This is a genomic window from Pseudomonas sp. PvP009, assembly GCF_017832995.1.
In the GTDB taxonomy this organism is placed as follows: Bacteria; Pseudomonadota; Gammaproteobacteria; order Pseudomonadales; family Pseudomonadaceae; genus Aquipseudomonas; species Aquipseudomonas syringae.
Map to the genome: position 1 here is coordinate 5,022,353 of NZ_JAFIBG010000001.1, position 20,974 is coordinate 5,043,326.

Consider the following 20,974-nt stretch of genomic DNA (forward strand, 5'->3'; position numbering starts at 1 on the left):
CACGCCCGGTGCGCGAACGCTACGAGACGCACCATTTGAGGCTAGCGGATTAAACGCGGCCTGCCGCAGCCATCGTCAGATTCTGAAACGCGCGTCACGCGACGCCAGTAATAACGTCCCTGCATACGCCCGACAAACGACCTTTAAGCGAGATATCATTCCGATAATTCATATTGCTTACGCCAGCCCCTTCGCGCCGCAAACAGAGAAGTCATCATGCTGAACAAACGTCATCTGCCCTCGATAGCCGCATTGCAATGCTTTGAGGCAGTGACCCGGCACCTGAGCTTCACGCGCGCAGCAGAGGAACTCAACCTGACCCAGAGCGCTGTCAGCAAGCAGGTCGCGCAACTCGAAGAGCTGGTTCAGCACCTGCTGTTTCAGCGCGTGCGCCGCCGTCTGCAACTGACGCCAGCCGGGGCGCTGTATCTGGCCGAAGTGCGCAAGATCCTGACCCAGATCGAGATGTCCACCCACTTCCTGCGCTCCTACGGCGGGGAAACCGAGGTGCTGCGGGTCTCCACCCCGTCGACATTCGGCGCCCGCTGGCTGGTGCCGCGCCTCAAGGGCTGGCGCTTGCGTCACCCGCACATTCACCTGGACCTGATCAACGAACAGGAGTCCGATGACCTGATCAAGGGCCGCTGCGACGTGTCGTTCTATTTCGGCCAGGCGGCCATGCCCGGTGCCGAAAGCGTGAAGTTGTTCGGCGAGGAACTGGTGCCGGTGTGCGCCCCTGAAAGCCTGCCGGACGAGCCGCTCAGCGACCCGACCCAACTGAGCGATCTGGTCCTGCTGCAGAATGCCTTCCGCCCCGAAGCCTGGCATGAATGGTTCGAAAGCCAGGGCTATCACACCGACCACAGCTATCACGGGCCGCGCTTTGAAACCTTCTATATGTGTATCCGCGCAGCCCAGGTCGGCTGCGGTGTTGCGCTGCTGCCGCGCTTTCTGGTCGAGGAGGAACTGGCCGAGGGCAAACTGGTGATTGCCTGGGATTACGCATTACCCAGCACTAACAGCGCCTACTACCTGTCCTATCCGGAACACACCGCCGACGTGCCCAAAATCCGGGTTTTTCTGCAGTGGATGCTGGAACAGTTGGATCAACCCCCCGCTTAAGGGCGACAATGCACACCCATCCGGCCGTGAGCCTTCCATGGTGACAGACAGGAAGTCACGCGCCCCACTTTATCCGGCTGCTCTGGAGAGCCTGATTCAATGAGCGAGAGCGCCTTTTCCAATCGCATCGTGCAAAGCCTGCTCGATACCGATTTCTACAAGCTGACCATGATGCAGGCCGTCCTGCACAACTACCCGAACGTGGACGTCGAGTGGGAATTTCGTTGCCGCAACGGGGAGGACCTTCGCCCCTATCTGGATGAAATCAAACACCAGATCGAGCTGTTGTGCGAGCTGTCGCTGAGCCCCGAACACCTGGCTTTTCTGGAACGCATTACCTTCATCAAACCGGATTTCCTGCGCTTTCTCGGGCTGTTCCGCTTCAATACCCGCTACGTGAAAACCACCATCGAGAATGATGAACTGTGCATTCGCCTGCACGGGCCGTGGCTGCACGTCATCCTGTTTGAGGTGCCGCTGCTGGCCATCGTCAGCGAAGTGCGCAACCGGCATCGTTACCCGGACACCCTGCTCAGTCAGGCGCGGGATCGTCTATATGACAAGTTCGAATGGCTGACCACGCATGCCACGACGGACGAACTGGCCGAGCTGAAAGTGGCGGACTTCGGCACGCGCCGGCGGTTTTCCTACCGCGTGCAGGAAGAAATGCTTGGCGTCCTGAAAAACGACTTCCCAGGTCAGTTCGTCGGCACCAGCAATGTGCATCTGGCCCGTCAGCTGGACCTGAAGCCCTTGGGCACCATGGCCCACGAATGGATCATGGCGCATCAGCAGCTGGGACCGCGCCTGATCGACAGTCAGATTGCCGCGCTCGATTGCTGGGTCCGCGAATATCGCGGCCTGCTGGGGATCGCGCTGACCGACTGCATCACCACCGATGCTTTCCTGAACGACTTCGATCTGTACTTCGCCAAGCTGTTCGACGGTCTGCGCCATGATTCGGGCGACCCGGTGAAGTGGGCCGAAAAATGCATCTCGCATTACCAGAAGCTCGGTATCGACCCGATGAGCAAGACCCTGGTGTTTTCCGATGGGCTTAACCTGCCCAAGGCGCTCGATATCTTTCGCGCATTGCGCGGACGCATCAATGTCAGCTTCGGGATCGGCACTAACCTGACGGCCGACATCCCGGGCATTGCGCCGATGAACATGGTATTGAAAATGACGGCGTGCGCCGGTCAGGCCGTGGCGAAAATCTCTGACGAGCCCGGCAAGACGCAGTGCAAGGACCCGAACTTTGTCGCCTACCTGCGGCATGTGTTCAAGGTGCCGAATTTGCCGAGCCCGGAAAAACCCGCTTGAATTGTCCTATCTACGAGGAGTGAATCATGCACGCCGTACAGCGCCAGATTGCTGAACAGCTCAAGGTCCAGCCACCTTTCGCGGACCAGAACGCGCTGCAGGCCGAGGTCGCCCGCCGCGTCAACTTCATCAAGGAGTGCCTGCAGAACGCACGGCTCAAGACCCTGGTGCTCGGCATCAGCGGCGGGGTCGACTCGCTGACGTCCGGTCTGCTCGCCCAGCGTGCGGTCAAGGAACTGCGTGAAAGCACGGGTGACAACGCCTACCGTTTTATCGCCGTGCGTCTGCCTTATGTGGTGCAGGCCGATGAGCACGAAGCCCAGGCCTCTGTCGACTTCATCGAGCCGGACGAGCGCCATACCATCAACATCGGCAGCAGCGTCAAGGCCCTGGCCGCCGAGGTGAAGGCCTTCGACGGGCTTCCAGCGACCTCGGTGGACTTCGTGCTCGGCAACACCAAGGCGCGCATGCGCATGGTCGCGCAGTACACCGTCGCCGGTGCTTACCATGGGCTGGTGATCGGCACCGATCACGCGGCCGAAGCGGTGATGGGTTTCTTCACCAAGTTCGGCGACGGCGCCTGCGATCTGGCACCGTTGAGCGGTCTGGTGAAAAACCAGGTACGCGCCATCGCCCGCCATTTCGGCGCGCCGGAATCACTGGTCGAGAAAGTGCCGACTGCGGACCTCGAAGACCTGTCACCCGGCAAACCGGACGAAGCCTCGCACGGCGTGACCTACGCCGAGATCGACGCCTTCCTGCACGGCGAGCCGGTACGCGAGGAAGCCTTCCGGATCATTTGCGAAACCTACGCCAAGACCCAGCACAAACGCGAGTTGCCGTACGCGCCGTGAGTGATCTGCGCGGCACGGATTTGTGACGCTCATTGCTGGTTATCGTGCCGACGCTCTGCGTCGGCATGCAGTTCTGGACGCTCCGCGTCCGATCCTGAATCTGCGCAGCGGCTCAGATCTGTGACGCAGAGCGTCACGAACGGCATTCCCACGCGGAGCGTGAGGAACGACACTCTCAGACGCTCCGGAGACCTGCCGTTACTTCAGCGTCACAGCGCCTTTCATCATGCTGATGTGCCCGGGGAATGTGCAGAAGAACTGGTATTCCTGTGCCGGGTCGAGCTTCGACACGTCAAAGGTCACCGAATCCTTTTCGCCAGCGCCGATCACTTTGGTGTGGGCGATGACGCGGCTGTCGTCCGGCTTCAAATAGTCCTTGTCGATGCCCGCCGCCATGCCGTCGGTAACGATTGCCTGGGTGTCGGCTTTTTTGCCCAGCACCCAGTTATGGCCCATGACATTCTTCGGCAGGCTGCCGGAGTGAGTCAGGTTGACGGTGAATTCCTTGCAGCTCTTGTCGATCTCAATGGCTTTGGTGTCGTACATCATTTGATCGGTCGAATCGACTGTGACCGAGCACTCGGCAGCCAGCAATTGACCACTGGCCAATGACAACAGCGAAATCGCTACAAGCTTGCGAATCATTTGAATCTCCAGGGCAGGACTTGATTAACGTAAAACTGATGTAAGAAGAGAGTGCCCGATCAGGGCCGGGGTTCCAAGAACGTGCGTCAAATGGTCCCGCGGACGCTCGCGAGAGAGCGCCCTTTTGAAGAACGATTCACGGGACCCGGTAATTAGCCGCTGACCGGCATCACCGTGACCCGCACATCCGGATCATGCGTGCCACCGCCCAGAATCACGCCACGCAACGGCGAGACATCGGAGAAATCGCGCCCCCAGGCCAGGCTGATGTGCTCCAGCGCAGGCTGCACATTGTTGGTGGGGTCGAAGTCGACCCAGCCAGAGGCCGGGCAGAATACCGAGACCCAGGCGTGCGAGGCATCGGCACCGATCAGCCGGGGCTGGCCCGGTGGCGGCTGGGTGAGCAGATAGCCGCTCACATAGCGCGCTGCCAGGCCCCGGGAGCGCAGACACGCCAGCATCAAATGGGCGAAGTCCTGGCACACGCCCCGCCGCCGCTCCAGCACTTCCACCAGCGGCGTAGCGACCTGAGTGGCCTCTTCATCGAAGGTAAACTCCTCGAAAATCTTCTCCATCAAGGCCTGTACGCACAGCAACAACGGGCGGCCAGGCGGGAAACAGACCTGCGAGAATTCGACGAACGAGCGCTTCAGGTGAACGTAGGGGGATTCGAAGCGATAGCGGCAGGCCTCCAGAATGTCCTCGGTCATCGGCTTGGCGCTGTACGTCAGCGCACTGCGGGTCACTTCCCATTCCGGCGACAGATTGAAGTCCAGAAACGGCTTCTCCATGACCTCGATACGCAACCGCGCATTGACCTGCAACTCATCGTGCGGACGCTCGAAGGCCAGACGAGTCAGCGGGTTGCCGAACACATCCAGCTCATCGCGACGCGTAGTGGGTTCAGGAAGAATCTCCAGCGCCTGCTCGGTGCAACGCTGCCAGGGACTGCTGCGCGGCCACAGGTGCGCCAGTTGCTGGGCCAGCGAAACCGGGCTGTCGTACTTGTAATGCGTGTCATGGAAAATCTGGTAGAAAGCGCTCATCAGACAGACACCGTGCGTTGGCTGACATCATCGACGTGGGCAAAATGGCGCAACGCCAGGCGATCGGACGCCAGGCCACTGCTGTCGCCAATGCTTTGCAGCAAGTCCGCCAGCCCGTCGAGCACGGCATCGATACTGCTCTGGCCAAATAAAGGGTTCTCCAGGCTGCCCAGGTCGAACGCGGCAAGACGCTGCGCCAACACCGACAGGCTGCTGTCGCGTGGCGCATCGAACTCGTCGTTCAAGCGGCGCAACGAGCGCTGCACCAGCTTGAGCTGGAACAGCACCGCATGCGGGTTCTGATCGTCGAGCAGCAACAGGTCGAGCACCGGAATCAGGTGCGGCACGGCCATGTAGCGCGAGCGATAGGTGATGCTGCTGTTGCCCAACTCCAGCAACCACTCCAGCCCGGCCCGCTCGAAAACCACCAGCCCGCGCAAAAACGCCGACAGACTGGTGCTGAGAAACTTCAGGCGCTCGATCCGTCGCCCGATCATGAGGAAATTCCAGCCTTCGTCACGGGTCATGTCGTCCAGTGCAAAACCGGACAGCGCCGCCAGCGACATCACCAGACGGTTGAGAAAATCCAGCAGCTCGCCGAAATCCGGCTCTTCGCTTTCCAGGCTCAAGGCTTCGCGCTGCAACTCGACCAGCGCCTGCCAGTTTTCCTTGGATAACTTGCCACGCACTTGCGAAGCGGCCCATTGCAGACGCTGCAAATTGGCCCGAAGGCTGAACGGCCACTCGTCGCCCAGCAGCGCGACAAGCAGTCGATCCTTCAGCTCTTCACCCTCCTGCGCCTCGGGCAGCATGCCCAGGCTCTCGGCCAGCGCGACGGCGGCTTGCAGCGCGAGAGGGTCATCATCGTCGACGTAGCGCGTCAGCATGATGCGCAGCAGGCGCGCACTGTCGTCACAGCGCTCGCAGTAACGTCCGAACCAGAACAGGTTTTCCACCACCCGTGACGGCAGATAAGGGTCGCGACGGATCAAGTCGTAGACACCCAGCTTACGCTGGCCCTTCCACGGCTCGCCGAGGTGCGAGCGCTCGCCCAGCACCCAGGTGTCCTTGCTCGCCCCACCACGCTGCATCGAAACCACGTCGGCATCGGCTTCGGCGGCCACACGGGTCAGGCCGCCCGGCAGCACGCGATAGCCGTCGAGGCTGGCCACTGCATACACCCGCATGCCGATGGCGCGCGGCTGCAAACCGGTGCCATCGGCCTGCAGCACCGGAGCATGGGACAACTGCGCCAGCTCCTGAGCGACGTAGGCATAGGGCCGCGACTGCATGCGCTGGGCAAGTGAGAGGCGCTGCTCCTCATTCAGATCACGGCCGAACACCGGCGCGAAGTGTTGTGAGGGGAACGCCGGCTTGATCAACAGATCCGGCAGCTTTTCCAGCGCCTGGGCCAGCACCGGCGGCTCTCCGCACCACCAGGTCGCTACCGAGGGCAGAATCAGATCCTCGCCGAACAGGTATTGACTGATTTTCGGCAAAAAGCCCAATAGCCCCGGCGACTCCAGCACACCACTGCCCAACGCATTGGCGACCAGCACGTTGCCCTGACGCACTGCCTCAAGCAGCCCCGGCACACCCAGCGCAGAGTCGGTACGCAATTCCAGAGGGTCGCAGAAGTCATCGTCCAGCCGGCGCATGATGGCGTGAACCCGACGCAAGCCGCTGAGGGTTTTCAGGTAGACCGTGGCATCGCGCACCGTCAGATCGCCACCCTCGACCAGCGGATAGCCCAGTTGCCGCGCCAGGTACAAGTGTTCGAAGTAGCTCTCGTTGAAACGGCCCGGCGTCAGCAGGACGATCAGCGGTGCTTCGTTGCTGGTCGGCGCCTGACGGGCCAGCGTTTGCTGCAACGCGTCGAAGAAACCCGACAGGTGCCGGACCTGCAGGTCGCGATAGGTTTCCGGCAGGGCGCGCGCGACGCTTTGGCGGTTTTCCAGTGCATAACCGGCACCCGAGGGCGCCTGGGTACGGTCGGCAGTGACCCACCAGCGCCCGTCCGGGGTGCGCGCCAGGTCGACGGCATACATGTGCAGGAACGTGTCTTCAGGGGGCTTCACGCCCTGACATGGCCAGAGAAAATTGTTATGGCCAAACACCAGTTCGGCGGGCAACAGGCCATTGGCGATCAGCGTCTGCGGGCCGTAAAGGTCCGCGAGCACTGCGTTGAGCAGCCGTGCACGCTGGGCAATCCCTGCCGCCACGTGCTGCCATTCATCCGCTGCAATGATGTGCGGCAACAGGTCCAGCTCCCACGGGCGGTCAGCGCCCTTGGGGTCGGCATACACGTTGTAGGTGACACCGTTTTCCTGAATCTGCCGGGTCAGCAGGGCCTGACGCTGGATCAGTTGCGCCGCGCTGCTGCGCCGCATGTGCTCGTACAGACGACGCCAGTGCGGGCGAACGGCTCCCTCAGCGTCGAGCATTTCGTGGTAAGTACCCTCGGACAGCGGGTAGTGGTCAAGCAGGTCGGGCATGGAAGGCTCGGCAGGCAACGTAAGGACTTCAGATTAGTGCAGTCAGATGTCACGTCCGTGTGCATCTGACGCACAGAGCCACTGTTTTTTATTGCAGACGCATATCCAGCGTCATCGGCAGCTCGTCGTTAATGTTGAGCGACGGAACGTCCAGTTTGCCGGGGGTATGGCCGATGCGGAAGAAACGTGACAGACGACGGCTTTCCGCTTCGTTGGCGTTGACCGGCAAGGTTTCGTAATTACGGCCGCCCGGATGGGCGACATGATACTCGCAGCCGCCCAGCGAGCGGTGCATCCAGGTGTCGAGCAGATCGAAAACCAGCGGCGCATGCACGCCGATGGTCGGTTGCAGGCAGTTGGCCGGCTGCCAGGCGCGATAACGCACTCCGGCAACGAACTCACCGGCCCGCCCGGTCGGCTGCAAAGGCACTGCCACGCCGTTACAGGTCAGCACGTAGCGCTGCGGCGGCAACCCGCGGACATGCACTTGCAGACGCTCAAGCGATGAATCGACGTAGCGTACCGCGCCGCCGGCCGAGCCCTCTTCACCCAGCACATGCCAGGGCTCCAGCGCCTGACGCAGTTCCAGCTCGATACCGTTGACGGCGTAATCGCCCACTTTCGGAAAGCGGAATTCCAGGTGCGCAGAGAACCAGTCGGCCTGCACCGGGTAGCCTGCCGCGTTGAGGTCGGCGACCACATCGGCAAAATCCTGCTCGATGAAGTGCGGCAGCATGAAGCGGTCATGCAGTTGCGTGCCCCAGCGCGCCAGCTTGGCGGGTGCATAGGGTTCACGCCAGAAGCGCGCCACCAGCGCGCGCAGCAACAACTGCTGCGCCAGGCTCATGCGCGCATGCGGCGGCATCTCGAACGCACGCAGCTCCAGCAGCCCCAGACGTCCGGTCGCGCCATCGGGCGAGTAAAGCTTGTCGATGCAGAACTCGGCACGGTGGGTATTGCCGGTGACGTCGATCAGCAGGTTACGCAGCAGACGGTCCACCACCCAAGGTGCAACCTCCTCGCCTGGTGCCGGCATCTGCGCAAAAGCGATTTCCATCTCGTAGAGCGAGTCGTTGCGCGCCTCGTCGATGCGCGGTGCCTGGGACGTCGGGCCGATGAACAGGCCGGAAAACAGGTACGACAGCGAAGGATGGTTGTGCCAGTAGCTGATCAGGCTGCGCAGCAGGTCCGGACGCCGCAGAAATGGCGAATCTGCCGGCGTCGCGCCGCCCAGGACGAAATGGTTGCCCCCGCCGGTGCCGGTGTGACGGCCATCGATCATGAACTTCTCGGTGGTCAGACGCGTGAGGCGTGCCTGTTCATAGAGAAACTCGGTACGCTCGACCAGTTCGTCCCAGCTCGCCGAAGGCTGCACGTTCACCTCAATCACACCAGGGTCCGGGGTGATCCGGAAATTGCACAGCCGCGGATCGCTTGGCGGCTCGTAGCCTTCCAGCAGGACCGGGCACTGCAGCTCTTCGGCGGTCGCTTCGATCACGGCCACCAGCTCAAGGTATTCCTCAAGCTTTTGCAGCGGCGGCATGAACAGGTACAGCCGCCCTTCGCGCGCTTCGGCACACAACGCCGTGCGGGTCAGCCAGTCGGCCGATTCATCGATCTTCGGCGCGCGCTCGGCGTCCGTGTCTGTGGACTTGAGCGCCGAGGCCAACGAGTCGCTGTCGGCCAGTTCGGGGAAGTCCTGGTTATGGTCGGTCGGGTGAATGAACGGGTATTCCGCCGCCTTGACCCAAGGCTGCGACGCCAGCGGCAATCGATAGCCCAGCGCAGAATCCCCTGGCACCAGACGGCAATGCTCGTCACGCAGGTACCAGCGGCCACTCTGCCAGCTGTCACCGTCCGCGTTGCGAGCCAGCGGCAGGACCTGACCGATCATCTTGTCCAGCCCCTGGGCGAAGACCTTGCGCAGGCGTGCACGCTCCAGCTCGTCGCCGAGTCGCGAATCTTCGGCCGTGACGTTGACCGGCAACGCACCTTCGCGCCACAAGTAGTAGAAATTGTCTTCGTAAGCCGGGAAAACGAAGCGCGCCGGCAGCTTCAGGCGCTCGGCAACACTGGCCAGAAAACGCCCCGCCAGTTCGCCGGTAGCGCCGTAGTCACGAGTCTCATCGGCGATCAGCGTGTTATTGCGCCACACCGGCTGGCCGTCCTTGCGCCAGAAGCAGTTCAGCGACCAGCGCGGCAACTGCTCACCCGGATACCATTTGCCTTGCCCGAAATGCACGATGCCCAGCGGCGCGTAATGCCCGCGCATGCGCTGGAACAGCTCGGCGGACAGCTCACGCTTGCGCGGCCCCAGCGCAGCGGTGTTCCATTCAGCGCCATCACGGTCGTCGATGGACACGAAGGTCGGCTCGCCGCCCATGGTCAACCGCACATCGTCGCGCAGCAGATCGGCGTCGATCTGTCGGCCCAGGGCCTGTATGTCCTGCCATTGCGCTTCGGTGTAAGGCTTGGTGACGCGCGGCGCCTCCCAGATGCGCTCGACCGACATTTCGTGGCTGAAATCGGTTTCGCACGGTTCGACCAGTCCACTGATCGGCGCTGCCGAGGAAGGCTCGGGGCTGCACGCCAGAGGAATGTGTCCTTCGCCAGCGAACAGACCGGAGGTGGCATCCAGCCCGACCCAGCCCGCGCCTGGCAGATAGACCTCGCACCAGGCGTGCAGGTCGGTGAAGTCGACATCCGTACCCGACGGCCCGTCGAGCGCCTCGACATCGGCCTTGAGCTGGATGAGGTAGCCCGACACGAACCGCGCCGCCATGCCCAGATGACGCAACAGCTGCACCAGCAGCCACGCGGAGTCACGGCACGAACCCGATGCGTTTTGCAGGGTGAATTCCGGGGTCTGAACGCCCGGTTCCATGCGGATCAGGTAAGCGACGTCCTGGCTCAGGCGCTGGTTGAGGCCGACCAGAAAGTCGATGGCCGGAATCGGCTCGCGACTGATGCTGTCCAGGTACGCCTGAAACCTCGGGGTCAGCGGCAGTTTTTCGAGGTACGGCGCCAGCTCGCGCTGCTCTTCGCTGGCGTAGGTGAACGGGATGTTCTCGGCGTAGGGTTCGAGGAAGAAGTCAAACGGATTGAACACCGCCATCTCGGCGACAAGATCGACTTCGACGCGAAACTCATCGGTCTTTTCCGGGAAGACCAGGCGCGCCAGGTAATTGCCTTGAGGGTCCTGCTGCCAGTTGATGAAGTGGTTTTCAGGCAGGACTTTCAGCGAATACGACAGCACGCGTGTGCGGCTATGGGCGGCCGGGCGCAGGCGAACGATCTGAGGACCCAGTTCGACCGCGCGGTCGTAGCGATAGTGCGTGACATGGTGCAAGGCAATATGAATCGACACGGCGTGCCTCCTGCGAGCCTGAACGGTAATTGAGCCGCGCAAGACTTATGCCATCCGGTCAAAGTCGTGCGCCAACAAGAGTGGCATTCCCCGCCTGAACAGGCGCAGCACCAAAATCGTGCCGGCCGAAGCCAACGGTGCAAGGGTCGCACAGTAATAAGGCAGACAGTGTGGCAGAGGGATTGAATGGGGGGTAAAGAATTGTGAGCGGTGTGGGTGGGTGGCGTTTATAGATAGAGCGGCGCGGCGCAAGTGGTGTGACGCGGAGCGTCACGAACGGCATTCCCACGCTGGAGCGTGAGGAACGATGATCTCAACTATCGTGCGACGCTCCGCGTCGACATGCCGTTCTGGACGCTCTGCGTCCGCCCCTCTACGAGCAGGCGGCGCTATCGCTGAGCGTTAGCGTGGCACCACTGGCTTGCGCTTGGGCGGTTTGGTGCCTTTGCCTTTGGCTGCATCCATGCGCTCCTTGGCGGCCTGCTTGTTGCGCGCCATTGCGGCAGCCTTGGCCTCTTCGCGCTTGTCCCACGGCTTGCTGCCATCGCTTCCACGTGGCGGCAGGCCGGTGTGCTGGGTCTGAATCAGCGTGGTCTTGGCAGTTTTCGCAACCTTGTGGCTGCCCGCCGGCGTCGAGTTCTTGCGGCGCGCACTCTGGTAGCTGTCAGTAACCGGCTGATGCAACGGGATCAGTTGATCCTTGCCCGGCCCGATCAGATCGGCACGACCCATGCGCTCCAGTGCCTCGCGCAGCATCGGCCAGCCTTTCGGGTCGTGATAGCGCAGGAAAGCCTTGTGCAGACGACGCTGCGCTTCGCTCTTCACGATGGTGACCGCATCGCTCTTGTAGGTGACCTTGCGCAGCGGATTCTTGCCCGAGTGGTACATGGCCGTGGCCGTGGCCATCGGCGACGGGTAGAACGCCTGCACCTGGTCCGCGCGGAAACCATTGCCCTTGAGCCACAGCGCCAGGTTCATCATGTCTTCATCAGTGGTGCCCGGGTGGGCGGCGATGAAGTAAGGAATCAGGTACTGCTCCTTGCCGGCTTCCTTGGTGTACTTCTCGAACATGCGCTTGAACTTGTCATAGCTGCCAATGCCCGGCTTCATCATCTGATTAAGCGGACCTTCCTCGGTGTGTTCCGGGGCGATCTTCAGGTAACCACCTACGTGGTGAGTAACCAGTTCCTTGACGTACTCCGGCGACTCGACCGCGAGGTCGTAGCGCAGGCCAGAGGCGATCAGGATCTTTTTCACGCCCGGCAAGGCGCGCGCGCTGCGATACAGCTGGATCAGCGACGAGTGATCGGTATTCAGGTTCGGGCAGATACCCGGGAATACGCAGGACGGCTTGCGGCAGGCCGACTCGATCTCCGGGCTTTTGCAGGCGATGCGATACATGTTCGCGGTCGGCCCGCCCAAGTCGGAAATGACCCCGGTAAAGCCTGGCACCTTGTCACGGATCTCTTCGATTTCGCGAATGATCGACTCTTCGGAGCGGTTCTGAATGATCCGCCCTTCGTGCTCGGTGATCGAGCAGAAGGTACAGCCACCGAAGCAGCCACGCATGATGTTCACCGAGAAGCGAATCATGTCGTAGGCAGGGATCTTTTCCTTGCCGTACGCAGGATGCGGGACGCGCGCGTAAGGCATGCCAAACACGTAGTCCATTTCTTCAGTGGTCATCGGAATGGGCGGTGGGTTGAACCAGACGTCCACCTCGCCATGCTTCTGCACCAGCGCGCGAGCGTTGCCCGGATTGGTTTCAAGGTGCAACACGCGGTTGGCGTGGGCATACAGCACAGCGTCGTTACGGACCTTTTCTACCGATGGCAGACGGATGACCGTCTTGTCACGGGTCATGCGCGGGCTGGCAAGAATCTGCACCACCTTCGCTTCGTTGGGGTCCTCGACGTTGCCTTTTTCCTGCTCGATGGCGCAGGCCTCGGTGTCCTGGGTGTTGACGTACGGGTTGATGATCTTGTCGACCTTGCCCGGACGGTCGATACGCGTGGAATCGACCTCATACCAGCCCTGCGGCGTGTCACGACGAATGAACGCCGTACCGCGCACGTCGGTGATGTCTTCGATCTTGTGGCCGTAGGACAGACGCTGGGCAACTTCGACAATCGCACGCTCGGCGTTGCCGTACAGCAGGATGTCGGCGCAGGCGTCGATCAGGATCGAGTTGCGAACCTTGTCCTGCCAGTAGTCATAGTGCGCAATGCGGCGCAACGAAGCTTCGATACCACCCAGCACGATTGGTACATGCTTGTAGGCTTCCTTGCAGCGCTGGCTGTAGACCAGACTTGCGCGGTCCGGACGCTTGCCGGCCATGCCGCCCGGGGTATAGGCGTCATCGGAGCGAATCTTCTTGTCCGCGGTATAGCGGTTGATCATCGAGTCCATGTTGCCGGCAGCGACACCGAAAAAAAGATTCGGCTCGCCGAGCTTCATGAAGTCGTCTTTGGACTGCCAGTTGGGCTGCGCAATGATCCCGACCCGAAAGCCCTGGGACTCGAGCAGACGACCGATGATCGCCATGCCGAAAGACGGGTGATCCACGTACGCATCGCCGGTAACGATGATGATGTCGCAGGAATCCCAGCCAAGCAGATCCATTTCTTCCCGGCTCATGGGCAGGAAAGGTGCTGGTCCGAAACATTCGGCCCAGTACTTGGGATAGTCAAATAACGGCTTGGCTGATTGCATGTTCAGGACCTACGTTTGCACGTTGGAAAAATCGCGGGCGCGGAATATAGCACATTTTTTGATCAAGTCCGACCACAGTGGTCGGATTTGATCGGCTCGACCCGAAGTCAATCGTCGTCAAAGTTGTAACTGCCCGGCGCCAGGTTCTCGAAGCGCGTGTATTTACCGATGAACGCCAGACGCGTGGTGCCGATGGGGCCGTTACGCTGCTTGCCGATGATGATCTCGGCAATCCCCTTGTGCTCGGTTTCCGGGTGATACACCTCGTCCCGGTAAACGAACATGATGACGTCGGCGTCCTGCTCGATCGCTCCGGATTCCCGGAGGTCAGAGTTGATCGGGCGCTTGTTGGGACGCTGTTCAAGGGAACGGTTGAGCTGCGACAGGGCAATGACCGGGCAGTTAAATTCCTTGGCCAGCGCTTTCAAAGAGCGCGAGATCTCGGAAATCTCGTTGGTACGGTTGTCACCGCTGGAACCGGGGATCTGCATCAGCTGCAGGTAGTCGATCATGATCATGGCGATGTCGCCATGCTCACGCACGATCCGCCGTGTCCGCGCACGCATTTCAGACGGGCTGATACCGGCCGTGTCATCGATGAACAGCTTGCGGTCATTGAGCAGATTGACCGCCGATGTCAGGCGCGGCCAGTCATCGTCGTCAAGCTGGCCGGCCCGCACCTTGGTCTGGTCGATGCGCCCCAGCGAGGACAACATACGCATGATCAACGATTCGCCTGGCATCTCCAGCGAGTAGACCAGCACCACCTTGTCACTGCGCAGCACCGCGTTCTCGACCAGGTTCATGGCGAAGGTGGTCTTACCCATCGACGGACGTCCGGCAACGATGATCAGGTCGGAGGGTTGCAGTCCGCTGGTCTTTTCATCGAGATCGGTATACCCGGTCGACAGGCCGGTAATGGCGTTGTCGCTGTTGAACAGCGTGTCGATACGGTCGATGGCCTTGGTCAGCAGGTCGTTGACGCTGACCGGACCGCCGGTCTTGGGGCGCGCTTCGGCGATCTGGAAGATCTGCCGTTCAGCCTCGTCAAGAATCTCTTCAGCGGTCCTGCCTTCTGGGTTGAACGCACTGTCGGCGATTTCGGTACTGATGCCGATCAATTGCCGCAGCGTGGCCCGGGCCCGGACGATCTGCGCATAGGCCTTGATGTTGGCGACAGAAGGCGTGTTTTTTGCGAGCTCACTGAGGTAGCCCAGGCCGCCTACTTGCGAGGTCTGCCCTTCCTTGTCCAGCTGCTCAGCCAGGGTGACCACGTCGATCGGGCTGTTCTGATCGGCCAACCGGGCGATGGCGCGGAATATCAGGCGGTGGTCATGTCGATAGAAATCACCATCGGAAACTTGATCGAGCACCCGCTCCCAGGCGTTGTTGTCCAGCATCAGTCCACCGAGTACAGCCTGTTCGGCCTCGATGGAATGTGGCGGCACCTTCAGGGCAGCGGTTTGCAGATCGTATTGTTCGGGGGCGGAAATATCGTTCATGGCCACTTCAATTCGAGGTTTGCAGAATGGGGATGGCACAAAGACAAAGGGCACGACCTGTAAACAGGATCGTGCCCGATGTTAATCCTCTGACGACAATGTCACCAGACGATTACGTGTTGCTTAAGCAGCCACTACGACAACGCGTACGGTCGCTTCTACGTCGCTGTGCAGGTGCACGGCTACGTCGAATTCACCAACGTTGCGGATAGTGCCGTTCGGCAGACGAACTTCGCTTTTTGCAACTTCAACGCCAGAGGCGGTCAGTGCATCAGCGATGTCGTGGGTGCCGATCGAACCGAACAGCTTGCCTTCGTCACCAGCGGTGGCAGTGATAGTCACTTCCAGCTCAGCCAGTTGGGCAGCGCGAGTTTCGGCAGATGCTTTCTTGTCTGCAGCCAGTTTTTCCAGCTCGGCACGACGCTCTTCAAACGCAGCCACGTTGGCAGCGGTTGCAGCGGTTGCTTTGCCGTAAGGCAGCAGATAGTTACGACCGTAGCCGGCCTTAACGTTTACTTTGTCGCCCAGGTTGCCCAGGTTGGCGACTTTTTCCAGAAGGATCAGTTGCATGTGGAAATCCTCTTAACTTTTAACCTTCACCGTTCGCAGGACCATTGCCGGAATCTTTCGAGCTCCGGCGACCGCGAAAATCAATCAGGCTGTCGACAATGGCAATTACCACGAGCAACGGATAAATCAGCTGCATGAACACCAGCAGCGTGATGTACATCCCCACCAGCCAGAACCTGGACAGGCGCTTTTCAGCGACCAGTCCGTGAATCAGGGCCAGGCCCGCAAAGACCAGCGGTACGCTGCACAGCGGTGTAAGCATCGCTATCTGCGGACCGAAATTCGGCCCCACCAGCATGCACACCACCAGCACCAACGCAGGCACCAGCGGGAGTTTCACGGCGCGAAACTCACGCCCGAAACCACCAGGGTTGTACATCATCGCTTGCCAGTACCGCCCAAGAATCAGGCACAGCACACTGACGATTTGCAGCACAGCCGCTATCAGGCCATTCAGGACGGGTGCAATCAGTGCCCCCAGACGCGCTCGCTCTTCTACGTTCAACTGCTCGTAGAGCCCGGCCAGCATTGTCGGCAGATGTTTCTGCAACTCCTGCGACATTGCTTCCAGAGGTTCGCGAAAAACCGTGCCCAGAATTACTGCATACACCACACCCAACGCCACGCTGACCAGCAGCACACGGACCCAGGACTCGCTGGCACGCAAAACCATTGCCAAACTCAGTGAACCCGCCAGCACCATGGCTGTACGAGGTTCACCGAAATACCACCAGACCAAAGCCGGCAGCAGAGCCCAGGACAGGACACCAACGGCATCACTGAACCCGCGTCGCAGGAGCACAAGGCACCCTGCGGCAGCACTCAACCAGAACAACAGCGGCAATGCCGCACATCCAGCCACTACGAGAGTGGCCTGCATACGGCCGCGCATGATGAATTCAGCCAGGGCACGCATGCTTTCTATCCTTTGTTACGTTTTGTCGACTACCTGGTCTCAGCGGCCGTGGCTGTCGGTGTAGGCCAGCAGGGCCAGGAAGCGGGCACGCTTGATAGCGGTGGCCAGCTGACGCTGATAACGTGCTTTGGTACCAGTGATACGGCTTGGAACGATTTTGCCGGTCTCGGATACGTAGGCTTTCAGAGTGTTGAGATCTTTGTAATCGATCTCTTTGACGTCTTCAGCGGTGAAGCGGCAGAATTTACGACGACGGAAGAAACGTGCCATGTAATTGGCTCCTCAAAAGGTCCGTGGATTACTCGTCAGCGTTATCGCTAACGTCGCTGTTGTCGCCGTCATCGCCATCGGCGCTGTCGGAGTGCTCAGGACGGTCACGACGCTCACGGCGCTCACTGCGGTTCTCTTCAGCCTTGAGCATCTCGGACTGGCCGGTTACGGCTTCGTCGCGACGGATGACCAGGTTACGGATCACAGCATCGTTGTAACGGAAGTTGTCTTCCAGCTCGGCCAGAGCCTTGCCAGTGCACTCAACGTTCAGCATCACGTAGTGAGCCTTGTGAACATTGTTGATTGCGTAAGCCAGTTGACGGCGGCCCCAATCTTCCAGACGGTGGATTTTGCCGCCGTCTTCTTCGATCAGCTTGGTGTAACGCTCTACCATGCCGCCGACTTGCTCGCTTTGATCCGGGTGGACCAAAAAGATAATTTCGTAATGACGCATGAATGCTCCTTACGGGTTGTAGCCTGCCGCTCAAATAGCGGTCAGACAAGGAGTGAATGACACTGTTGGTCTTGCTCAGGGACAGGCACATGCGCGCCTGCCGTGACAGCAAGGGGCGCAATTGTAGAGAAGGGTCGAGGGAGGCGCAAGGCAATTGGTGAATTAATGAGCAGATCGCATGGCGCGACCTGCTCGCTCTGACCAGGCGCCGAAATCAGGCCTTTTTGCCGGCAGCCTTGACACTGCGCTGGCGCAGCGCTTCAAACAGACACACGCCGGTCGCGACCGACACGTTGAGACTGCTGACACTGCCCGCCATTGGCAAGCGCACCAGGTAATCACAATGCTCACGGGTCAGGCGGCGCATGCCCTTGCCTTCCGCGCCCATGATAATGATGGTCGGCCCGGTCAGGTCCTGCTGATACAGCTCGACCTCGGCCTCGCCCGCAGTACCTACCACCCACAATCCGCGCTGCTGCAGTTTTTCCAGGGTACGCGCCAGGTTGGTCACTGCCACAAGCGGGATAACCTCGGCGGCACCGCAGGCGACCTTTCGCACGGCTGGCGTCAGGGTTGCGGACTTGTCCTTGGGCACGATGACCGCCAGTGCACCCGCCGCATCGGCGGTACGCAGGCAAGCGCCGAGGTTGTGTGGATCGGTCACGCCGTCCAGCACCAACAGCAGCGGCGAGCCTTCACTGCGGTCCAGCAGCTCGTCGAGCATCGCCTCGCCCCAGACCTGACTCGGGCTGACATCGGCAACAACGCCCTGATGCACGCCCTCGACCCAGGCATCCATTTCGCGGCGCTCGGCCTGCCCGATGGTCACGCGATTCTCCGCGGCCAGTGCCACCAGCGTCTGGACGCGAGGGTCGTTACGACCCTCGGCCAGCCAGATGTGCTTGACGCGTTTCGGATGATGACGAAGTAACGCTTCTACGGCGTGAACGCCGTAGATTTTTTCCAGCTGACTCATGACTTGGCCTTGGGTTTACGAGCGCCACTGCTTTTCGCAGCTGGCGCGGAGCCCGTTTTTGACGAGCCTTTACGGTGCTTGCTGGCCGGCTTGCCCGATGAAGGCGCAGAGCCCGACCTGTCAGACTTTCCCGACGATGCCTTGCTACCACCCTTCGCGTCTGCCAGAAGCGCTTTTTTCAGCTCGCGGCTTTTACGCACTTCTGCGTTTTTCGCGGCGGCATCGCTCGGGCGATACGCTTCGGGACTGCTGTCCTTGGTCGAAGCGCTACGGCGTCCGGACTTGGCAGGTGCCTTGTCCTTTTCAGCCGTGGCTGTGGCAGCAGGTGCCGCGGTGTCATTACCACGACGCTTGCGAGCCGTCGGCTTCGCAGCCGCTGCCGCTTCGGAGATCTCGAAATCGATCTTGCGCTCGTCCAGATCGACGCGCATGACCCGCACTTCAACGGTGTCGCCCAAGCGGAAGTTACGCCCGGTACGCTCGCCGGCAAGGCGGTGGTGCAGCGGATCGAAGTGGTAGTAGTCACCCGGCAAGGCGGTCACGTGGACCAGGCCTTCGACATAGATGTCGGTCAACTCGACGAACAGGCCAAAGCCGGTTACAGCGGTGATCACGCCCGGGAACGACTCGCCGACGCGATCCTTCATGTATTCGCACTTGAGCCAGTTGACCACGTCGCGCGTGGCCTCGTCGGCACGGCGCTCGCTCATCGAACATTGTTCGCCCAACTGGTCGAGCAGCGCGTCGTCGTACGGGTAGATGCGCGCCTTCGGAATCGTGGCCGCGCCGGCACGACGAACATGCGGCGTATCCTGCTTGGAGCGAATGACACTGCGAATCGCGCGATGGGTCAGCAGGTCCGGATAACGACGGATAGGCGACGTGAAGTGCGTGTACGCTTCGTAATTCAGACCGAAGTGACCGTTGTTGTCCGAGCTGTAGACCGCCTGGCTCAACGAACGCAGCATCACGGTCTGGATCAGGTGGTAGTCAGGACGATCGCGAACGGTTTCAAGCAGCGCCTGATAATCCTTCGGTGTCGGGCCTTCCTTGCCTTTGTGCAACGTCAGACCCAGCTCGCCGAGGAACGCACGCAGTTTTTCCAGGCGCTCTGGTGGCGGACCATCGTGAACGCGGTACAACGCAGGAATTTCGTGCTTCTTCAGGAACTGCGCGGTGGCCACGTTGGCAGCCAGCATGCATTCCTCGATCAGCTTGTGGGCATCATTACGGGTGGTCGGACGGATTTCGGCAATCTTGCGCTCGGAACCGAAGATGATCCGGGTTTCCTGAGTTTCGAAATCGATCGCACCACGCACATGACGCGCGCCCAGCAATACCTTGTACATGGCATAAAGCTGTTTGAGGTGCGGCACCACATCGCCGTATTCGCCGCGCAGGCTTTTCGCCTCGGCGGTTTTCGGCTGCTCCAGAATCGTGCTGACCTTGTTGTAGGTCAGGCGAGCGTGGGAGTGGATGATGCCTTCGTAGAACACGTAGTCAGTCATCTCGCCGGTCTTGGAGATGGTCATCTCGCAGACCATGGCCAGACGATCGACATGCGGGTTCAGCGAGCACAGGCCGTTGGACAATTGCTCAGGCAGCATGGGCACGACGCGCTCGGGGAAATACACCGAGTTGCCGCGCACCTGGGATTCAGCATCCAGCGCCGAGCCGATCTTCACGTAGCTCGATACGTCGGCAATCGCCACGTAGAGCTTCCAGCCACCAGAGAACAAACGCAGTTTGCCCGGCTTGGCTTCGCAGTAGACCGCATCGTCGAAGTCACGAGCATCTTCGCCGTCAATGGTCACGAACGGCAGATGGCGCAGATCGACGCGGTGTTCCTTGTCCTTCTCTTCGACTTCCGGCTTGAGCTTGGCAGCTTCCTTGAGGACAGCTTCGGGCCACACGTGCGGAATGTCGTAGGTACGCAGCGCTACATCGATCTCCATGCCGGGCGCCATGTAGTTGCCCACCACTTCGATCACGTCACCTTGCGGCTGGAAGCGCGGCGTCGGCCAATGGGTGATTTTCACCTCGACGAACTGGCCGATCTTGGCGCCGTTGTTACGACCCGGCGTCACCAGCACTTCCTGCTGGATTTTCGGGTTGTCGGGCACCACGAAGCCGATGCCGCTTTCTTCGAAATAGCGACCCACGATGCTTTCGTGAGCACGCGAGATCACTTCGACGATCACACCTTCGCGGCGGCCGCGACGGTCAAGACCGGAAACACGGGCCAGTGCCCGGTCACCATCGAACACCAGGCGCATTTGCGCCGGGCTCATGAACAGGTCGTCGGAGCCGTCGTCCGGCACCAGAAAGCCGAAGCCATCACGATGCCCGGAGATGCGACCCAGGATCAGGTCAAGCTTGTCTACCGGTGCATAAGTGCCGCGACGCGTGTAGATCAACTGGGCGTCACGCTCCATCGCCCGAAGGCGGCGGCGCAGAGCCTCGAATTGATCTTCGGTGGTCAGGCCGAACTCTTCGACCAGTTGCTCGCGACTGGCCGGCGAACCGCGCTCGGCAAGGTGCTGCAAGATCAGCTCGCGGCTGGGAATAGGGTTTTCGTATTTTTCCGCTTCACGAGCGGCCTCGGGATCGAGGGACTGCCAATCGGCCATTAGATAGTTTTCACCTTGTATATATAGGGGTTAGTTTGGCATAGACCTCATGAAACGGGAAATTTCACGCTCAATCCGCTGGACAAAAAGCC

The 20,974-nt window shown here is 60.7% G+C and carries 15 protein-coding genes; 3 read left to right on the plus strand and 12 right to left on the minus strand.

The genetic code is table 11. From position 1 onward, the window contains the following. Nucleotides 1-216: 216 nt before the first annotated feature. The 3 genes from JOE29_RS21640 to nadE all read left to right on the plus strand — a co-directional run bounded on the left by JOE29_RS21640 (nucleotide 217) and on the right by nadE (nucleotide 3,299). Nucleotides 217-1,122 (plus strand): LysR substrate-binding domain-containing protein, encoded by a 906-nt coding sequence (locus tag JOE29_RS21640; protein ID WP_210079850.1) that lies wholly within the window; start codon nucleotides 217-219, stop codon nucleotides 1,120-1,122. Nucleotides 1,123-1,221: 99 nt separating this feature from the next. Next, on the plus strand, nucleotides 1,222-2,445 hold the full coding sequence (gene pncB / locus JOE29_RS21645) for a nicotinate phosphoribosyltransferase (protein WP_004409500.1): 1,224 nt from the start codon (nucleotides 1,222-1,224) through the stop codon (nucleotides 2,443-2,445). Between the two features lie 26 nt (nucleotides 2,446-2,471). Then, nucleotides 2,472-3,299, plus strand: a complete 828-nt coding sequence (gene nadE, locus JOE29_RS21650; protein WP_003414496.1) for an ammonia-dependent NAD(+) synthetase — start codon at nucleotides 2,472-2,474, stop codon at nucleotides 3,297-3,299. A gap of 198 nt (nucleotides 3,300-3,497) precedes the next feature. Here nadE and azu read toward each other — a convergent pair whose 3' ends face one another. From azu to rnr, 12 genes are all read right to left on the minus strand, one after another. Next, nucleotides 3,498-3,944, minus strand: a complete 447-nt coding sequence (gene azu, locus JOE29_RS21655) for an azurin (RefSeq protein WP_210079851.1) — start codon at nucleotides 3,942-3,944, stop codon at nucleotides 3,498-3,500. 152 nt (nucleotides 3,945-4,096) lie between these two features. Further along, nucleotides 4,097-4,990, minus strand: a complete 894-nt coding sequence (locus JOE29_RS21660; protein WP_003393517.1) for a transglutaminase family protein — start codon at nucleotides 4,988-4,990, stop codon at nucleotides 4,097-4,099. After that, nucleotides 4,990-7,485 (minus strand): circularly permuted type 2 ATP-grasp protein, encoded by a 2,496-nt coding sequence (locus JOE29_RS21665; protein WP_210079852.1) that lies wholly within the window; start codon nucleotides 7,483-7,485, stop codon nucleotides 4,990-4,992. Before JOE29_RS21665 ends, JOE29_RS21660 begins: the two co-directional genes overlap by 1 nt. An 88-nt stretch (nucleotides 7,486-7,573) precedes the next feature. Beyond that, nucleotides 7,574-10,852, minus strand: coding sequence for a transglutaminase family protein (locus JOE29_RS21670; protein ID WP_210079853.1), 3,279 nt, complete (start codon nucleotides 10,850-10,852; stop codon nucleotides 7,574-7,576). Between the two features lie 402 nt (nucleotides 10,853-11,254). Next, nucleotides 11,255-13,564, minus strand: coding sequence for a YgiQ family radical SAM protein (locus JOE29_RS21675; RefSeq protein WP_003422338.1), 2,310 nt, complete (start codon nucleotides 13,562-13,564; stop codon nucleotides 11,255-11,257). A gap of 107 nt (nucleotides 13,565-13,671) precedes the next feature. Next, nucleotides 13,672-15,066, minus strand: a complete 1,395-nt coding sequence (gene dnaB, locus JOE29_RS21680) for a replicative DNA helicase (protein WP_003317209.1) — start codon at nucleotides 15,064-15,066, stop codon at nucleotides 13,672-13,674. Between the two features lie 123 nt (nucleotides 15,067-15,189). Beyond that, a complete protein-coding gene (gene rplI / locus JOE29_RS21685; protein ID WP_003317208.1) occupies nucleotides 15,190-15,636 on the minus strand; it encodes a 50S ribosomal protein L9 in 447 nt (148 codons plus the stop codon). A gap of 19 nt (nucleotides 15,637-15,655) precedes the next feature. Then, on the minus strand, nucleotides 15,656-16,552 hold the full coding sequence (locus tag JOE29_RS21690) for a hypothetical protein (RefSeq protein WP_003422339.1): 897 nt from the start codon (nucleotides 16,550-16,552) through the stop codon (nucleotides 15,656-15,658). Between the two features lie 39 nt (nucleotides 16,553-16,591). Then, nucleotides 16,592-16,822: a 30S ribosomal protein S18 gene (gene rpsR / locus JOE29_RS21695; protein WP_002551829.1), complete on the minus strand. Its 231-nt coding sequence runs from the start codon at nucleotides 16,820-16,822 to the stop codon at nucleotides 16,592-16,594. A gap of 28 nt (nucleotides 16,823-16,850) precedes the next feature. After that, nucleotides 16,851-17,276: a 30S ribosomal protein S6 gene (gene rpsF / locus JOE29_RS21700; protein ID WP_002551828.1), complete on the minus strand. Its 426-nt coding sequence runs from the start codon at nucleotides 17,274-17,276 to the stop codon at nucleotides 16,851-16,853. Nucleotides 17,277-17,490: 214 nt separating this feature from the next. Then, nucleotides 17,491-18,252 (minus strand): 23S rRNA (guanosine(2251)-2'-O)-methyltransferase RlmB, encoded by a 762-nt coding sequence (gene rlmB, locus JOE29_RS21705; protein ID WP_003317206.1) that lies wholly within the window; start codon nucleotides 18,250-18,252, stop codon nucleotides 17,491-17,493. Beyond that, entirely contained in the window at nucleotides 18,249-20,882 is a 2,634-nt protein-coding gene (rnr, locus tag JOE29_RS21710) for a ribonuclease R (RefSeq protein ID WP_003393525.1), read from the minus strand. Before rnr ends, rlmB begins: the two co-directional genes overlap by 4 nt. Nucleotides 20,883-20,974: the final 92 nt, after the last annotated feature.